We start from the raw sequence: 14,843 nt of genomic DNA, 5'->3' as shown, positions 1-14,843 counted from the left end.
TTTCCATCGCCCAGCCGGTGATCACGGCCTGCTCGCGTTCGGTCAGGCCGAGGTCCTCGGCGAGTTCGTCGCCGACCCTCGTGGACTGGCCGAGCAGGATCCTCGTGGAGCACAGGGCGAGGAGGTCTTTGGCGATGGAGACCTCCTGGGATCCGGCGGCGCCGACGGAGAGCAGGTCGGAGGGCTTGTGCATGACCAGGAGCTGGATTTTGCGTTCGGCCCGGGACAGCCGGAGGTCGGAGTCGACGGCCTGAACCGCGCGTAGCCCGAGGCGCATCTGGCGCCAGACCTCGTCGCGGACGACGATGCGGATGTCGCCGTCGTCTTGGAGGTCGGTGATCATCGCCGACCAGGACCCGAGGCAGGTCAGGGCGACCGCGATCGCCTGGTCGCCCCGGCTGCGCAGCAGCGACAGGTCCATCGACTGAACCGGGGCGTCCCAGTCGAGGTCGAAGTTGGTGGGTTCGTCGAACAGCCCGGACAGGGGGCCGACGACGAGGTTGGAGAGGGCGTCGGTGATCGGCCGGGTGTGGTCGACGAACTGGCGGTGCGAGGCGAAGCGGGTGGCCTGCCACAGGTCGTCGTCGGGGTCGGCGAGCTGGGCCACGACCTGCGGGATCGTGATCGGACGCAGCTCGGAATAGCCGTCCGCGGCACCGACGAGGCGGCGCAGGACGGTGGAGATGACCAGCTCGTCAGTCACCGTGGGCAAGTAGCCCTGAGCCTCGGCCAGCGCGGTGAGCAGCCGGGTCCAGCGGGCCAGGATCCCGATGAGCTCCTCGTTCTGGCGCTCGGCACCCCAGGTGTTCCAGCGGACCCGTAGCGGGCCGAGGTCGAGGGCGTTGAGGCGGTGCGGGCTACCGCGCCCGAGCGCGATCGGGGTGATCCCGAGCGAGCGCAGCAGCGGGGTGTACTCGCCCTTCACATCGCCGGAGATCAGGGAGCGGACCCCGAAGAGCATCATCCGCAGCATCAGCGCCACGACCGTCGAGGACTTTCCGCGGCCGGGTTCGCCGAACACCACCAGGTTCGGGTTGGTGACCATGCCGCGCAGCACCCATTCGGTGGGGTGGACGTAGAACGCGCCCCCGGACTGGGTGTCGTAACCCAGCCGCGCCCCGATGGCCGGGACGCCGTTGGAAGCCAGCAGCGGGAACAGCCCACCCACCTCGGCGGTGGTGGCCTTATAGACCGGAGCCCGCCGGGCGGCATCGACCGCGGACCAGCCGCGGCCGTGCTCGCGCGGGCCCTGGCGCGGGGCGGTGGCCTGGTTGACCCGCTGGCCGCGTGCGGCGCGGCCGGTGGGTTCGTCGGCCGGGTCCTGGTCCGGTGTGGGGAGGCTGGTGGGGATGCCGTCGAGGTCGGTGAATTGGCTGAGCAGCTCGCCGGTGCTGCGTGGCTCGATCCGGCGGCGGCGCTTACCGAAGATGTTCATGCGTCGAAGGCCCTCTTCTGTCGGGGCAGCCCGATCCCGACCGGGAGGGCGGCGGCGACGAAGGCGGAGTCTTGGGCGAGTTCCAGGCGAAGCAGGTGAAACCGGCCGGAGGCGTCGTTTTCCAGGCGGGCGGCGTGGTCTTCGACGTTCCAGCCGACGGGGACGGTGATGGCGGAGGCGACGGTGAAGCGGACGACGGCGTGTCCGGCAGCGACGGCGGCTTCCTGATCGCGGGCGCCGCGCTGGCGCCGGGAGTCGACCGCGGTGGTGGTGAACCCGCGCTGGGCCTTGGCGTCGACGAGCACGTTGTTGCGGAACCGATCCGACTTGACCACCCGGGCGCCGGCGGCGGCGGAGAGGATCTCGTAGTGGATCTGCAGCGTGCGCCGCTCCCCAGCAGTCCGGACCGCCAGCAGCGGGCCGAGGGAGCCGAAGATCGTCCCGGACTCGGGTGGCTGCACGGCGTAGGCGACCGAGGAGTAGCCGTCGTGGTGATACGCCCGCGGGGTCGGGGTCGGGGCGTGGGCGGGGCCGGCCTGGGAGATCGGGAGTCCGACGGTGCCGTCGGGGTCGGGGCTGGTCAGATGCCGGAACGACAGGCTCGCGGCGGCGGCGGGGTTGAACCCGGTCTTGATCGCCTCCGCCACGCCGGTGGAGGACAGCCACGTCACCGAGGTGACACCGAGACCGCGTAGCCCGTCGGCGACACCCTCCAGAACGCGGTACAGGGCATACGCGCGTCCGGCGATGCCGCCGCCGGCGGCCTTCGCTGGGCGGCGTAGTGCCTCTTCGGTGCCGGAGACGGTCACGAACAGCTCGGTCCGCACCGACACCGAGGCGACGTCGCGGTCGATCTCCGCGGTCACCTGCCGGGCGAGGGCGGGGGCGTCGGGGTGTTGGTGGCGTTCGCGCCACACGGTGTATTCGGTGCCGTCGTCGGGGACGGTGCGCACCAGCAGGGAGACCCGGTCGACGATCTCGCGGTGACCGAGCCCGACCAGTAGCGACCCGAGGCGGGCGGCGAGGCGTTCGCACTCGTCGTCGGACAGCATCCCGACCCCGGAGTGGGTCAGCCGCGCGGTGGCGCCCCACCGTCCTTCGGTGGTGTCGTGGATCAGGCAGATCCGCGTCCCGTGGAGCTCCGGGCCGTCGGGGAACTCCAGGCGGGCCAACACGCCCGGGAGGTCGGGTTCGCCTGGGTCGCCGGTGAGGCCGGCGGCGGCGCGGGATTGCCAGGGTGACCAGCGCATGAGGACTCCTGTCTGGAACATGACCAGGTCAGCGCACCAGCGGAAGGCGGGGCGGCCGTGGACGGGGACGACGATCAGCACGACCGTGATGGCGGCGAACACCCCCCAGCTCAGGGCGGTCGACCACTGGTTGCGTGACATCGCGATCAACGCCGGGGCACACACGCCGATCAGCAGAAAGGCTTGGACCGGGGTCATCCCGGCGATCCAGCCGATGCCTTCGGCGTGGTTGAGACCCCGATACACCCGCGGGCCGGGCGCGGAGTTGGTGGACATCAGCGGCCGTCCTCTCGATCGGCGCCAGCCTGGGCCGGCTCCTCGGATCCGGGGGCCGGGTCGGGTGCCGGCCTACCGGTATCGGTGGTGGGGCCGGCGCCGTCGGGTGGTGTGGGCTCGGTCGGGCCCGGGTCTACCGGCGGCGGCTCCGGGCCACCGCCGCCGTCACCATCGCTGGAGTCGCCGGGTGCGTCTGGGTCGCTGCTGCTGTTCGAGGTCTGGGCGATCCGGTTCGACGTCGCGTTGTAGGCGCCGCCCGCGGCGGAGCGGATCTGCCCGCCGCTGGCCCCGGCGGCGGGGGCGGGTCCGGGGTGACCGATGCCGGTCTGGGCCATCTGCGATGACCCGTAGGCCCCCGCAGCACCCGCGGCGGCCTTGGTGGCCAGGTAGCCGCCGACGACGGCTGCCGCCGCCGCACCGCCCACCGCGCCCGCCCCGGCCGCAACGCCGCCACCTGCGGCAGCGCCGCCCCCGCCGGTCGCGGCGGTGCCGGTTCCTGCGCTGCCGGAGGCTCCTCTGGTCGCGGCGGTGCTGCCGCCGAGCTCTCCGCCCGCGGCACCACCACCGGCGCCGCTGGTGCTGCCGATGTCGTAGGCCTTCTGGGTGGCCCGCGCGGTGTTGATCGCCTCGCTGGTGCCGTTGTCGGCGCCCGGCTCACCCGCCGCGCGGGAGCTGCCGGCGGAGCGCACGGCCATCCCGGCGCTGGTGCCGGGGTCGACGAAGGCCAGCAGCCGGTAGAGCACGAACGGGCTGAACAGGCTGATCAGCAGCACCGCGGTGCCGGCGAGTAGCCCGGCGACTCCGTGGGTGCGCGACATGATGGCAACGCCGATGACCACGACCAGAGCGAGGGCGGGTTTCATCAGGACCGCGGCGATCAGCCAGCGCACCGTGCGCCAGAACATTGACGCGGTGGAGTCGGAGATCAGGCAGGCTGCGGCGAGGGGGATGGTCGCGATCAGCACCATGATCGCTGCGGCGCGGAAGATCATCGCGAGGGCGAAGCCGATCGCGGCGGGGATGACCCCGAACACCGCGGCGATGCCCAGGATCATCGACTGGACCCCGTCCTCGACATCCGCGCCGAGGTCGGGGTTGTCGCCGAAGCGGTCGGCGACGGCGGGGTTGTCCAGGATCGCGGTGAAGCTGCCCTGCTCACCCAGGATCGACAGGAACAGGGTGGTGAGCCCGTCAGCGCCGGTCAACAGGGCCGCGACCGCGCCGGTGGTCACCGCCAGGGCGATCCCGAACTGTGCGGGGCCGGTGACCGCCCGGAACATGCCCCGCCCGCACCGCAGCGCGACCGAGGCGAGCTGGGAGAAGAACAGCCCGAGTGCGATCAACGCGGCCAGCCAGATCATGGTCGGCCACAACGAACCCAGCTCCACCGCACTCGCGGCACCGGCCGGTGGGGCAGCGGCCCCGGGGATGGGGTCGGGGTTGTCGGCGGGATTGCCGGTGATCGTGGCGGGGGAGACCTGTGAGACGGTGTCGGCGAGGTCGAAACCGCCTTTGAGCAGCCAGATCGCCGAGTCCCACACTGCCTGCATCGCGGAGCTGAATGCGTTCTGGGCGATGTTGCTCAGGGAGCCGCCGACCAGATCCGAGACCGGGTTCCAGCCGCCTCCACCGTCGCCGGCCGGGGGCTGCGTCGGATCTTGGGCCGGCCGGTGCAGGGTGGTCATCGGATGAGGTCCCGGTATCCGGCGGCGACGGCCTCGTCGCTGCCCGGCCAGGCTGCGGGGGCGTCGGCCGCGGCTGGGCCGGAGGCGATCCGCCATTGGTCGTCGACGCGGCGCATCGGTAGGCAGGTGCCCCATCCGGCGGTGACCACGCGGCCCTTGTTGTCGGCGACGAGCTCGCCGAGGACACACGCCACGGTGTAGGTGCCGTCGTCGGTGCTGCCCTTGACCATCGCGCTGGTCGGGGTCCAGGAGATCGTCATCCCGGGGCGCAGCGGCCCGGTCTCGCGCATGTTCGCCGCGCGGCGCAGGCCTACGAGGTTCCGCGCGGCGGGCGTCTGCTCCGCTACGGCGGCACCGGGCTCGGCCATCGAGTTGTAAGCCTGGGCCCAGACTTGCGGATCAGCGCCGGAGAGCCCCACCCGGGCCAGCTCGATCACCTGGGCGATCGCGCCTTCTTCGCTGTCGGGGAACCCGGTCGGGACGAGCACGCCTGACACCTGCTCCGGCTGGGGCAGCGAGATCGGAGGGCCCGCGGTGCGTGTCGAGAGGGTGTGCGGCATCGCGGCCTGGGCGGGGATGTCGAGCATCGGGCGCCGGGCCAGCGCCGCCTCAGCCGCCGGCCCGCTACCCACGCTCGCCCCGCCCGGTGCGGGCGCGGCCGACGAACCCGGACCGAAAGACACCGGGCTGTCCGGGCTGTCGCTGGTGAACATGCTGGTCACTGACACGGCCACGCCGACCAACAAGGCCAGCACCAGCAGTGCGGCGCCGCCGAGGATCAGCAGCGCGCGGCGCCGACTACCACTGCCGGGCGGCTGGTCGGTGTTCATCAGGCCGGGCATCAGGCGGCGGAGGCGGCGAACTGGGAGACCAGGGTGTAGCCCAGGCCGAACAGCACGGCGAGGGCGAGGCTGCCGACGATCATGCGGGCGCCGAGACGTCCGGAGCCGTGGTGGTCCCACATCCGTCCGGCGGTCGCGGCGACGATCCCGCCGAAGAACAGCCCGAGTACGGCGATCCCGGCGATCCAGCGGACGTAGCTGACGACGTTCTCGATCGCACCCGCACCGGGCGGGGCCTGCGGCCCGGGGTTCGGAATGGCCTGCGCAGGCACCGCGATCTGGCTGAGCAGTGTGTCGGTGAGTAGGTGGGGGATAGACATCAGGGGTGCCTCCGCAGGAAGTGGGTTTCAGCAGGTGGCAGGGGTGGTTAGCGGTGTCGTGGGGAGGTGACCAGGCCCCAGGAGGCCAGCAGCGGTCGCAACGCGTCGACCGCCCTCGGGGGGCTGGGGTCGTCGGTGACCCCGCCGATCTCCCACGCGGGGACGTGCGGCACGAACAGGGCTTCGTCGAGCAGCGCTGCGATCCGGGGGCCGGCTGCGCCGGTGACACCGGTGGGCCATTTGCGGGTGCCGTTGACCACGAGCTGGTAGATCGGGGTCGCGACCCCGCGCTGTACCCAGGGCTCCAGGCGGGCGAGGAGTTGTTCGGCTTGGCGTAGTGAGGGTCGGGTGGCGCGGATGACGAGGATCGGGCGTTGGGACGGGAGGCCGCGCCGTAGCCAGCCCCCGGCGCCGTAGACGGGTGTGGCGGTGGCGCGCCAGCCGCCGTGGCCGAGGTCGACCACCGTGGTGTGCAGCGGCTCCGGCGCCGGGTCCGGGAGCCAGTCCGGGGGGACCGGCACCATCCCCGGCGTGATCGCCGGCAACCCGGTTTCCAGGCGGGCGAGTAGGGCGTCGGCGCGCCAGCTGTAACGCACCGAGATGTGGTCGTTGACCTGGCGCAGCCACGGCCCCTCCCACGAGGCCGCGCACGCGAGCCCGGACCGGGCCGGGTCATCGGCGTCGACCAGCAGCGCGCACCGCTGATCGGCCTGCAGCGCATCGACGATCGCCACCGCGACACACGACGCCCCTGCTCCGGCGGATCCGGCCAACACCGGGATCAGGGCTCCGAACGCCGCCCAGGACACCGGGCGGGTATCGGGGAACACTGTGCGCGCCCGGGCCTGCACCGTCTCGACGGTGGCGCCGAGCTCGGCGGCGGCATCGACCGGGTCCAGGCCGTCACCCCCGCCCGCCGCAGCAGCGGCGGAGGTGGCGTCGACCAGTAATTCGTTGTCGACGATCTCCAACCCACCCGGAGCGCGCGAGCGCGCCGCCGACCCGAGGAGCTGGTTGAGCTCGTACGGGCTACGCGGCGGCGCAGGGGCGGCGACCCAGCGGTCGTGCAGGTCGGCCGCGCTGCGGGACGAGGTCACCGGATGACCCCTCGCCGAGAGCACGGACGACGGCACGAACGGCGGCGCCGAGCAGGTGATAGAGCACCGGTAGCGACCGCGACCACCCCGACGACGTCCTGTTCGCCCTGACCTGGGGCGGGGACACGTTCTGCTGCGGCGGCGGCCATCATCGGAGGCCGAGGCGCTTCGAACAGGCCGGCCACGCCTGCCAGCCCTGCACGGCCTGGACCCGCTCGGCGACCTCGATCTGCTCGGCCCGGGACGCCTCGTGCGCTTCGCCTTCCCCACCGAACGCCCGCCAGGTCGGCGGGCTGAACTGCAGGCCACCCTTTATCTGGACACTTTCTCCTGCACTCCGAGGAAGCTGCAGGTCAGACGACCGCGTTTCATGATCTAGTTCGCGGTCATGCGAGTGGTGAAGTGCGAGCCGGAGCGGCTGGGAGAGCCGGCGGTGATGCTGGTCGAGGACTCCGGTGTACCGGTGTCGGAGGTCTCGGCGTTCCTGTCGTCGTTGGCCGTGCGGGATTTCTCTCCGAACACGGTCCGGGCTTATGCCTACGATCTGATGAAACTGCTGCAGTTCCTCGACGAGCGCGGCGAGCCAGTCAGCGGGTTCTCCCCGATGCTGGCCACGGAGTTCCTGGCTTGGCTGAGAGTCCAGTCCTCGGCTGGGAGGGCGCAGCGCAGCCAGCTCGGTCTGGTCAGTGGGGACGGGCGGCGGTTGTCGGCGCGAACCTGCAATCGGGTGCTGGCTGCGGTGTCGTCGTTCTATGAGTTCCTGATCAGCTGCGGCGGCTACTCGCAGGTGGAGAACCCGATCCTGCGTGAGGCCGATCAGGCTTCGGCCCGTGTGCTGGGCCGGTATCGGCCGCCGCTGCTGACCAGTGCCGATCAGCGCCCGGTCCGTCGGGTCCTGCGGGTCCGCACCGTTGACACGCTGCCGCGCCCGGTCCCGGACGAGACCTACCTGGTGCTGCTGGGGCAGCTGGACAAGCTGCGCGATCGGGCGCTGCTCGAGCTCATGCACGAAGGTGGCCTGCGTCCGGGCGAGGTGCTGGGCTTGCATCTGGAGGACATCTCCTACGGTCGGAAACGGGTCACCGTCTGCCACCGCGACGATCACCCGCAGGGCGCACGGCAGAAGTCCCGCCGTGATCGGGTGGTGGACTTGCTCGAGGACAGGGCACTCCCGACCCTGAACCGCTACGTGCTGCTCGAACGCCCACCGGAGGCCCAGACCCCGCTGCTGTTCCTGATCGGTGGCAGAGGCGCCCGCAGAGATCACGCGCTGAGCTACGACGGCCTGGTCCGACTGTTCCAGCGGGCCGCGACCCGTGCCGGGGTGCGCGAGCCCTGGCTGACGCCGCACAGCCTGCGCCACACCCACGCCACCCGGATGGCCGAGCTCGGGATGCGAGAGCTGACCTTGATGCGCCGCCTCGGGCACGCCCACCCGGGCTCGACCAAGGTCTACGTCCGGCTCACCGACCATCAGGTCCGCGACGACTACCGGACCGCTTTGGAGCAGGCCCCGCAGCCGGACATGGCGCGATGAGCGCGCCACGACGTTCGGGGTCACTGCGCACCACCGACGGCTACTCGGGTCCCTCGCACGCCTCGGTCGATGAGTACGAGCGATTCGTCCACGGCGGGCTGCGCGGCTCGAGGAACTGGGCACCGATGCTGCTTGCAGGCCCGGGCGGAGTTCGTCGCCCACTACCCGTCGATGACGCGATGGGCCCGTCGTCCGTTGGCGGAACGGGTCGGTCCTACGATCAACGCGCGCCCCGTCCCGTCGGGCACGCTGGTCGACCCGGCGGGCGCGACGGTGAGCTTCCGAGCGCGGCCCTACCTGTTCTACCTGTCGTTGACCGGGCGGCGGCGCCTGGACTGGCCGTGGCTGTTCGGGGCGGCGAACCTGCGGATCCTCGCCATCGCCGACGGGCTGAGCCTGCCGCTGCGCGCGCAGATGGCCGCCCTGCGTGAGCAGGAGCTCGGACGGGGTCTGTCGGTCCCCAGCGTCAACAAGAGCCTGCCCTGGGCGCTGCCGCGGCTGATCCTGCACCGCGCCGACCCCGACCTCACGACGTTGTCCCTGGCCGAGATCGACGAGTTGCGCACGGCCATCCGCACCGTTACCTCGCTGCCCGAGATCGAGCAGCTCGACCTGAAGGTCCGGATGCAGTCCGGGTTCCCGCAGGCTTGGCACAGCAGCGTCACCCAGACCGGGGTCGCGCTGTTCCACGCCGGGTTCATCGAGGCCCTGCCGCTGCGCAAGCAACCCCGCCCGCCGGCCGCGCTCAGCGCGGTCCCCGCGGTCGAGGAGGCGATGGGGCGCTATCTGCGCGAGCTCGCCGTCCGACGCGCGCCCGGCACCGTCACCCAGGTCCGCTCGGGCCTGCTGCGGCTGGCTGCCTGGCACGCTGAGACCCGACCCGAGCAGACCACCTTGGCCGGGCTCGACCGGCCTGCCCTGCTGGAGTTCCTGGCCTGGTTGCCCCACCAGCGCAAGTGGAAGCATCCCGAGCAGCCGCTCTCGGCGGTCTATCGCGACGGCGTCATCGGCAACGTCGCGCGGTTCTTCCGCCACGCCGCGATCAATGAGTGGCCCCACATGCCCACCAAACCTCCGCTGACCAGCTCTGACGTTCCTCGCAGGATCGAGCGCGTCCCACGGTTCATCCCCGCCGAGCAGCTCGACCCGCTCATGGACGGCATCCGCGCCCTGGCTGATCCGCTGCAGCGCACTGCACTGTTGGTCGCCCGCTGGAGCGGGGCCCGCAGCGGGGAGATCCGCAAGCTCGAGCTGGACTGCCTCGACACCTACCCCGACGGCACCCACCGCCTGCGCCTGGCCGCGGGCAAGTCGGCCAAGGAACGGGTCGTCCCGATCCACCCCGAGGCAGCCGAGGCCGTCCGCGACCTGGCCGCGCGTCGCTGCGCGCAGACCGACCAGCCGCTGTTCGACCAGCGACTCGGCCGGACGGTTCGCTACCTGTTCCTGCGCAACGGGCGCCTGGCCAGCCCGGACTACCTGTTCAAGGTCGGGCTGACCGAGGTCTGCCGCGCGTTGGGCCTGGTCGACGACGATGGCAAGGCGCTGGTCCACCCGCACCGCTTCCGGCACACCATGGGCACCCAGCTCGGTGAACGCGGCGCGAAGATCCAGACCATCATGAAGGTCCTCGGACACCGCTCCGCGGGCATGTCGATGACCTACACCAGTCTGTCCGATCCCGTCGTCCTCGCCGACTACCAGGCCGTCCTCGCTCCCGGCGCGGTCCTGGCCGGCCCGCAGGCCGAGGCCATCCGCAGCGGCGATCTCACCACGGAGGCCGTGAACTGGTTGTCGACGAACTTCTTCAAGACCGAGCTCGAACTCGGCCGCTGCCTGCGCCTGCCCCAGGAGGGGCCCTGTGAGTGCGACCTCTACCTGACCTGCTCGAAGTTCGTCACCACCCCCGACTACGCCCCCCGACTCCGCATCCGGCTCGAGACCGAGCAACAGCTCATCTGCGACGCAGAGACTCGCGGCTGGGATCGGGAGGCTGAGCGACACCAACGGACGGCGCGGCGGGTCCAGGAACTCCTGGATGAGCTTGACACTTGCGGATGCCCTCATGACACCAACTTCGAGAGCAACGTCGCGCTGATCGACGTCCAGATCCCTGCGAACACTCCACCCAGCCCCGACGAGCAGTGATCTACGTCATCCCGCTGCAGATCTGTTCGGATAACACCGTGGTAGCCGTTACCGGTGTTGGTGCTCCAGTCACCGCCGGATTCGCAGTGGGCTAGCTTGTCGAAGGTCGAGTCCGTCGCCGGGGTTGTCACTCCTCTATCCGTCGCCTTCGGCGGCGGCTCGTCCCGCGGCGTGGTCCTGTGCGGCTGCTCACCAGCAGTGCCGTTCTCAACGGTGTCGTTCTCAACGGTGTCGTTCCCGTCGGGATCGGTGCTGCTGGGCGTGTCACCGGCCCGGCCCTGGGTCAGGTCAGCGCTGGTGGTGTTGCGGTCGAGGGCATCGAGGAGGTCCGCCGCGACCGGGTCGACTGCGGCAGCGGCGCGGGCCTGGGCGGTCAACGCCGCGATACTCGACGACACCGAACCCGGCGCCGGTGAGCTGCTACCTGTCTGCGGCCCGGAGGCCGTGCTCGCGTCCTGGCCAGCGCTTTCCGCAGCCGTCTGGCCAGCACCGATAGCGGAACCGGACGTGCTGTCGTCGGTGCTGCTGTTGCTGGTCTGGGTGCGGTTGATCGGCGCCCCGGGCTGGACACTGGCCGCGCTGGACGACGTCTCCGTCGGTGTCTCTGCAGCCGGGGTCGAGAGCGGAGCCGAGGGCCTGTCCGGCGACGGGACCTGCGCGCCGGACGCCTGGGTCGGGGCCATCGTGGTGTCGCCGTCTCGGCTGCTGGTGGTGGCGCGGAGGCGGTCGAGGGCGTCCAGGTCAGCGGGGTCGGCGCCCAGCGCCGCGAGATGGTCTCGGTCCAGAGCGTCGAGGACCGACGTGCCGATCCGGGTGGCGTCGGTGTCACCGGAGGCGGTGATGGCGGCCATCAGGTCGCTGACCATGCTGATCGCCGCCCGCGCCGTCGCGATGTCCTCGGTCGATGGGGCCTGCCTTGGGCTGGTCTGGATGTCGGTGACGACGCTGTTTGCCGTCGCCGAGGTCGAGCGCGGTGCTGTGTCCGGTGCTGAGGGCGGTGGCCCGGATGCCCTGCTGCTTGGGGTGAGAGCGGTCGTGTCCTGGCTGTTGTCGTCGGTGTCGTTGCCGCTGTCGGTTGCGGTCGTCTTCTCGGTGTCGGGGGCAGGGGCAGCGGTGGTCGTCGGTATCGGCGTGGTCGGTGCGGCTGCCGTAGGTAGAGCCGAGGGCGGTGGTGCTGCCGGTTCAGCGGCCGGAGTGGCGCTGGTCTGCGTGTTCTTGTCCCCCGCGGGTGGCGGTCCCGGCGCAGCCGGGGCCGGGCGGTTGTGGTCGGTGCAGGCCGCCGGGACCGGCGGCACAGCCGCCCGCGACCGTTCCACCGGCGCCGCCGGTGCGACGGGTGGCGCGGCTGGTGGTGCTGCGGCAGCGGCGCGGGCCTGGTCCAGAGCGCCGACCGCGGCGGCGGCGTGGTTGTCGTCGAGCAGGTCCGCCGCAGGCGGCGGGGTGATCAGGTCGGCGGGGGTGGGGCCGAGCCCGGCCGCGGCCAGCCGCACACCGACCTCGCTGAGCTGTGGGTCGGTGGTGTTCAGGTGGTGTAGCTGGTCGGAGACGTCGACGGCGTGCTGCCGCCAGCCGACTGGCTGGGTCGCGGGCCGGAACCCGAGACCAGATATCTCGTCGGCGAGGGCGTGGTCGGCCGGGTCGTCGGACACGGTGAGATCGGTGAGCAGCGCCCGCGCCTGGTCACGGGTCGCGGTCGCGGCTGCGTGTTGACGGGCGGCCTTGCGATTATCGCAAGTTCCGTTGGCGGTCAGCTCGAGCACCGTCACCGGGCTCTGGCGTGGGTCGGTGGTGAGGGCGGTGGCGGTGTAGGCGCTGGCGCCGAGTAGCGCGGTCGCGGTCAGGACCGCGACCGCGGACCGGCGCGCCACCACCGGCGCCGACGACGCCCGCGCAGGCAGACGGCCCGGCAGACGGTGTTGCGGGACGTGGTCGGCCCACGACGGCCGCGCAGCACGACCACGAAACGAACGCCGTCGAGCCGAGCGCGGAAGCGGAGACATTCGGGGAACCTCCAGGTCAGCAGGGGAGCGGACGAGTCACGGGCGAACGGGCTGGTGGTGGGCGTCTAGGACCTACCCACGTTGTTGATCTCGTCGGTGATCGACGTGCTGGAGTCGGCATCGGTGGAGCCCTTGCTGCCCGCCGAGTCGGTGGAGGCACCGTCGCCGGCGGCGAGGCCCCACTGCTTGACCCAATCGACCTGCATCTGCCCGGACTCGTTGTCCCCGCGGGGGAACCAGTCCAGCTGTAGGCACAAGTGCATCGGCCCGGGCGGCAGGATGGAAGTGTCTTCTGTCTTCCACCACTCGCGGCCGTCGACGAACGCGGTCACGCCCTGCGGTGTCCATTCGACGGCGTAGTTGTGCCACCGGGTGGCATCCACCTGGAGTTCGCCGTGGACCTGGGAGTTGTCCGCCCCGTAGTGCAGGAACAACTCGACCTTGTCCCGGGCCGGGTCCATGATCTCGGCGAAGTCGATCTCCCCACCGACCGGGAAATTTTCTTCAGTGGGCCAGAGCAGGGCCAGCGCGTTGTAGGAGGGGGACCCAGTGGGTGCGCGCATCCGGACTTCCCAGCGTCCGTATTTCTGCGCGTTCGAGGTCCAGGCCAGGCCGGCGGTCGTGCCGTCCCCGGTGCCGTCGATCGTCAGGACGCCGTCAGCGATGGTCGCCGCTGCCGGGGAGCGGACGCCGTTCCCGGCGTGTCCGGGGCCGTCATAGGCATTCCAGCCCGGGCCCAACTGCTGGCCGGTGAAGTCGTCGACGACATCCGGGGTACCCCACCCGAACACCTCACCAGCGCTGCCGCTCTGGTCCTGTGCGGCTGGCGGATCAGACGAGCCAGGCGCGGCCGGGTCCGGTGCCTGCGCCGGCACCTGCCCGTTCTGTTCGTTCTGTTCTGGATGATCATTGGATCCGTTTTCATGATTACCCGACCGATCCCCGGTCTGGTAGCAGGTGGCGGGGACGAACCCGGGCCGGTGGGCGCCGACGCTGGTCAACGCCGCCCGCCACATCGCGGCCCGGTCGCTGGTGTCGTCGGTGAGTTCGGCCAGCACGTGCACCGCTGTAATGCGCCACCCGCACTCGACCTGGGTATCTGCGGGTACGGGAGCGGGCGGGGCGACCGCGACCGCCAACGACGTCACCGCCCCCACCACCGCACCGACCAGCCCGGACCCGATCACCGGCCCACCTCGCGACCGGCATGGTCGTCGCGGAAGCCGTGTGCGGCCAGGCCGTGCGTGCGGCGGCCCTGGAAGCCGTCGGCGACCACGGCGGCGAGCTCGAGAACCGCATCGCGGGTGGCCGGGGCCAGGGCATCCAGATCGATGATGTCCCCGGTTGCCAGGTGCGGGTCGGCGGGAAGTTCGACCACTGCTCGGACCCGGGAGGCGAAGTAGTCGTGGATGACGGTGTCGTCGACGTAGCGGGACTGCCGGTCACAGGACAGGACGACCACGGCGTCACGGACCAGGTCTTGGTACGGGAACCGGCCGGGCGCGGTCTGGTGGGTGGCGAGCCACTGCAACGTCCGGGCCGCCCGCGATGCACCGTCCTTGGTCGGGGCCCCCACCACCACCAGGGAATCGGCGTGGCGCAGGGTGCCCTGCATCGCCGAGTGCACCAGACCCGTCCCACAGTCGGTGAGGAGCAGCTCGTGGTAGATCGACAACAGGTGTAGGACACGCTCGTAGTCGCGCTCGGAGAACATCTCCGACAACTCCGGCGCCTGCTCACTGGTGAGGACACGCAGGCGTCCGGCGAGATGGGTGTAACCCGACAACTGCGTAGAAGTACGGACCTGGTCCAGATCGCGCAACAGGTCCCGCACCGTCCGCTTACCCGCCTGGACCTCCCCAACGAGACGATCCCCGAGCGTCCCGGCATCGGGATTTGCGTCGATCGCGATGACCCGGTCCCCGCGGTGCTCGGCCATCGCCAACCCGAGCAGACCGGTGCACGTCGTCTTCCCGACACCACCTTTGATCGACCCGACCGCGACGCTGTAGGGCCCCGACAGCGGTGTCGTGATGCGGCGGACCTGGTCCTTCCGGCGGAGTTCGGCCTCGGACAGCCCGGGATTCCACCGCCCACCGGTTACGGCGTAGACGGCGGCCCGCCAGCCGCGGGTCGGCGCCACGAGTTTCGGGCGCACCACATCGGCGAACGCACCACCGTCAGAGAAACCGACCACCGGAGTGTCCTGGCCGACAGAGCCTACGGCGTCGTCGGTGTTCCAGAACGGCGCCG

General features: G+C 71.3%; 12 protein-coding genes. 2 read left to right on the top strand and 10 right to left on the bottom strand.

Features of this window, described 5'->3' with window-relative positions:
• From KPF47_RS35015 to KPF47_RS34985, 7 genes are all read right to left on the bottom strand, one after another.
• Positions 1-1,435: ATP-binding protein (locus KPF47_RS35015; protein ID WP_224392860.1), on the bottom strand; the 1,435-nt coding region annotated here is incomplete at its 3' end.
• Positions 1,432-2,961: an SCO6880 family protein gene (locus KPF47_RS35010; RefSeq protein WP_224392859.1), complete on the bottom strand. Its 1,530-nt coding sequence runs from the start codon at positions 2,959-2,961 to the stop codon at positions 1,432-1,434. The genes KPF47_RS35010 and KPF47_RS35015, both read right to left, overlap by 4 nt.
• The gene (locus KPF47_RS35005; protein WP_224392858.1) at positions 2,961-4,646 is read right to left on the bottom strand and encodes a type IV secretion system protein; all 1,686 of its coding nucleotides are present in this window, start codon (positions 4,644-4,646) and stop codon (positions 2,961-2,963) included. Before KPF47_RS35005 ends, KPF47_RS35010 begins: the two co-directional genes overlap by 1 nt.
• Entirely contained in the window at positions 4,643-5,476 is an 834-nt protein-coding gene (locus KPF47_RS35000) for a hypothetical protein (RefSeq protein ID WP_224392857.1), read from the bottom strand. The genes KPF47_RS35005 and KPF47_RS35000 overlap by 4 nt, the downstream gene beginning before the upstream one ends.
• Positions 5,477-5,487: 11 nt before the next feature.
• Positions 5,488-5,808 (bottom strand): hypothetical protein, encoded by a 321-nt coding sequence (locus KPF47_RS34995; RefSeq protein WP_224392856.1) that lies wholly within the window; start codon positions 5,806-5,808, stop codon positions 5,488-5,490.
• A 47-nt stretch (positions 5,809-5,855) separates the two neighbouring features.
• Complete coding sequence (locus KPF47_RS34990) at positions 5,856-6,905, bottom strand: hypothetical protein (RefSeq protein ID WP_224392855.1); 1,050 nt, start codon at positions 6,903-6,905, stop codon at positions 5,856-5,858.
• A 148-nt stretch (positions 6,906-7,053) separates the two neighbouring features.
• Positions 7,054-7,209: a transglycosylase family protein gene (locus tag KPF47_RS34985; RefSeq protein ID WP_374108941.1), complete on the bottom strand. Its 156-nt coding sequence runs from the start codon at positions 7,207-7,209 to the stop codon at positions 7,054-7,056.
• Between the two features lie 84 nt (positions 7,210-7,293).
• On the opposite strand from KPF47_RS34985, the gene KPF47_RS34980 reads away from it, so the two are divergent.
• Both KPF47_RS34980 and KPF47_RS34975 read left to right on the top strand, forming a co-directional pair.
• Positions 7,294-8,442 carry a tyrosine-type recombinase/integrase gene (locus KPF47_RS34980; RefSeq protein WP_308015575.1) on the top strand — a complete coding sequence of 383 codons (1,149 nt, stop codon included), beginning with the start codon at positions 7,294-7,296 and terminating at the stop codon, positions 8,440-8,442.
• Between the two features lie 132 nt (positions 8,443-8,574).
• On the top strand, positions 8,575-10,590 hold the full coding sequence (locus tag KPF47_RS34975; RefSeq protein ID WP_224392854.1) for a site-specific integrase: 2,016 nt from the start codon (positions 8,575-8,577) through the stop codon (positions 10,588-10,590).
• Here the strand turns inward: KPF47_RS34975 and KPF47_RS40645 are convergent.
• From KPF47_RS40645 to KPF47_RS34960, 3 genes are all read right to left on the bottom strand, one after another.
• A complete protein-coding gene (locus KPF47_RS40645; RefSeq protein WP_308015574.1) occupies positions 10,506-12,461 on the bottom strand; it encodes a transglycosylase family protein in 1,956 nt (651 codons plus the stop codon). The two genes, KPF47_RS34975 and KPF47_RS40645, sit on opposite strands and share 85 nt — an antisense overlap.
• A 194-nt stretch (positions 12,462-12,655) precedes the next feature.
• On the bottom strand, positions 12,656-13,777 hold the full coding sequence (locus KPF47_RS34965; RefSeq protein ID WP_224392853.1) for a glycoside hydrolase family 16 protein: 1,122 nt from the start codon (positions 13,775-13,777) through the stop codon (positions 12,656-12,658).
• On the bottom strand, positions 13,774-14,787 hold the full coding sequence (locus tag KPF47_RS34960) for a MinD/ParA family protein (RefSeq protein ID WP_224392852.1): 1,014 nt from the start codon (positions 14,785-14,787) through the stop codon (positions 13,774-13,776). The genes KPF47_RS34965 and KPF47_RS34960 overlap by 4 nt, the downstream gene beginning before the upstream one ends.
• Positions 14,788-14,843: the final 56 nt, after the last annotated feature.

It is taken from the genome of Pseudonocardia sp. ICBG1293, from assembly GCF_020131355.1.
Classification (GTDB): domain Bacteria; phylum Actinomycetota; class Actinomycetes; order Mycobacteriales; family Pseudonocardiaceae; genus Pseudonocardia.
This window is presented reverse-complemented; position numbering and strand designations above follow the sequence as displayed.

What these genes read in the sequence shown, in the direction of transcription:
- KPF47_RS35010 (WP_224392859.1), bottom strand. Translation starts at nt 2,961, where the DNA reads ATGTCCACCAACTCCGCGCCCGGCCCGCGGGTGTATCGGGGTCTCAAC.
- KPF47_RS34995 (WP_224392856.1), bottom strand. Translation starts at nt 5,808, where the DNA reads ATGTCTATCCCCCACCTACTCACCGACACACTGCTCAGCCAGATCGCG.
- KPF47_RS35005 (WP_224392858.1), bottom strand. Translation starts at nt 4,646, where the DNA reads ATGACCACCCTGCACCGGCCGGCCCAAGATCCGACGCAGCCCCCGGCC.
- KPF47_RS35000 (WP_224392857.1), bottom strand. Translation starts at nt 5,476, where the DNA reads ATGAACACCGACCAGCCGCCCGGCAGTGGTAGTCGGCGCCGCGCGCTG.
- KPF47_RS34980 (WP_308015575.1), top strand. Translation starts at nt 7,294, where the DNA reads ATGCGAGTGGTGAAGTGCGAGCCGGAGCGGCTGGGAGAGCCGGCGGTG.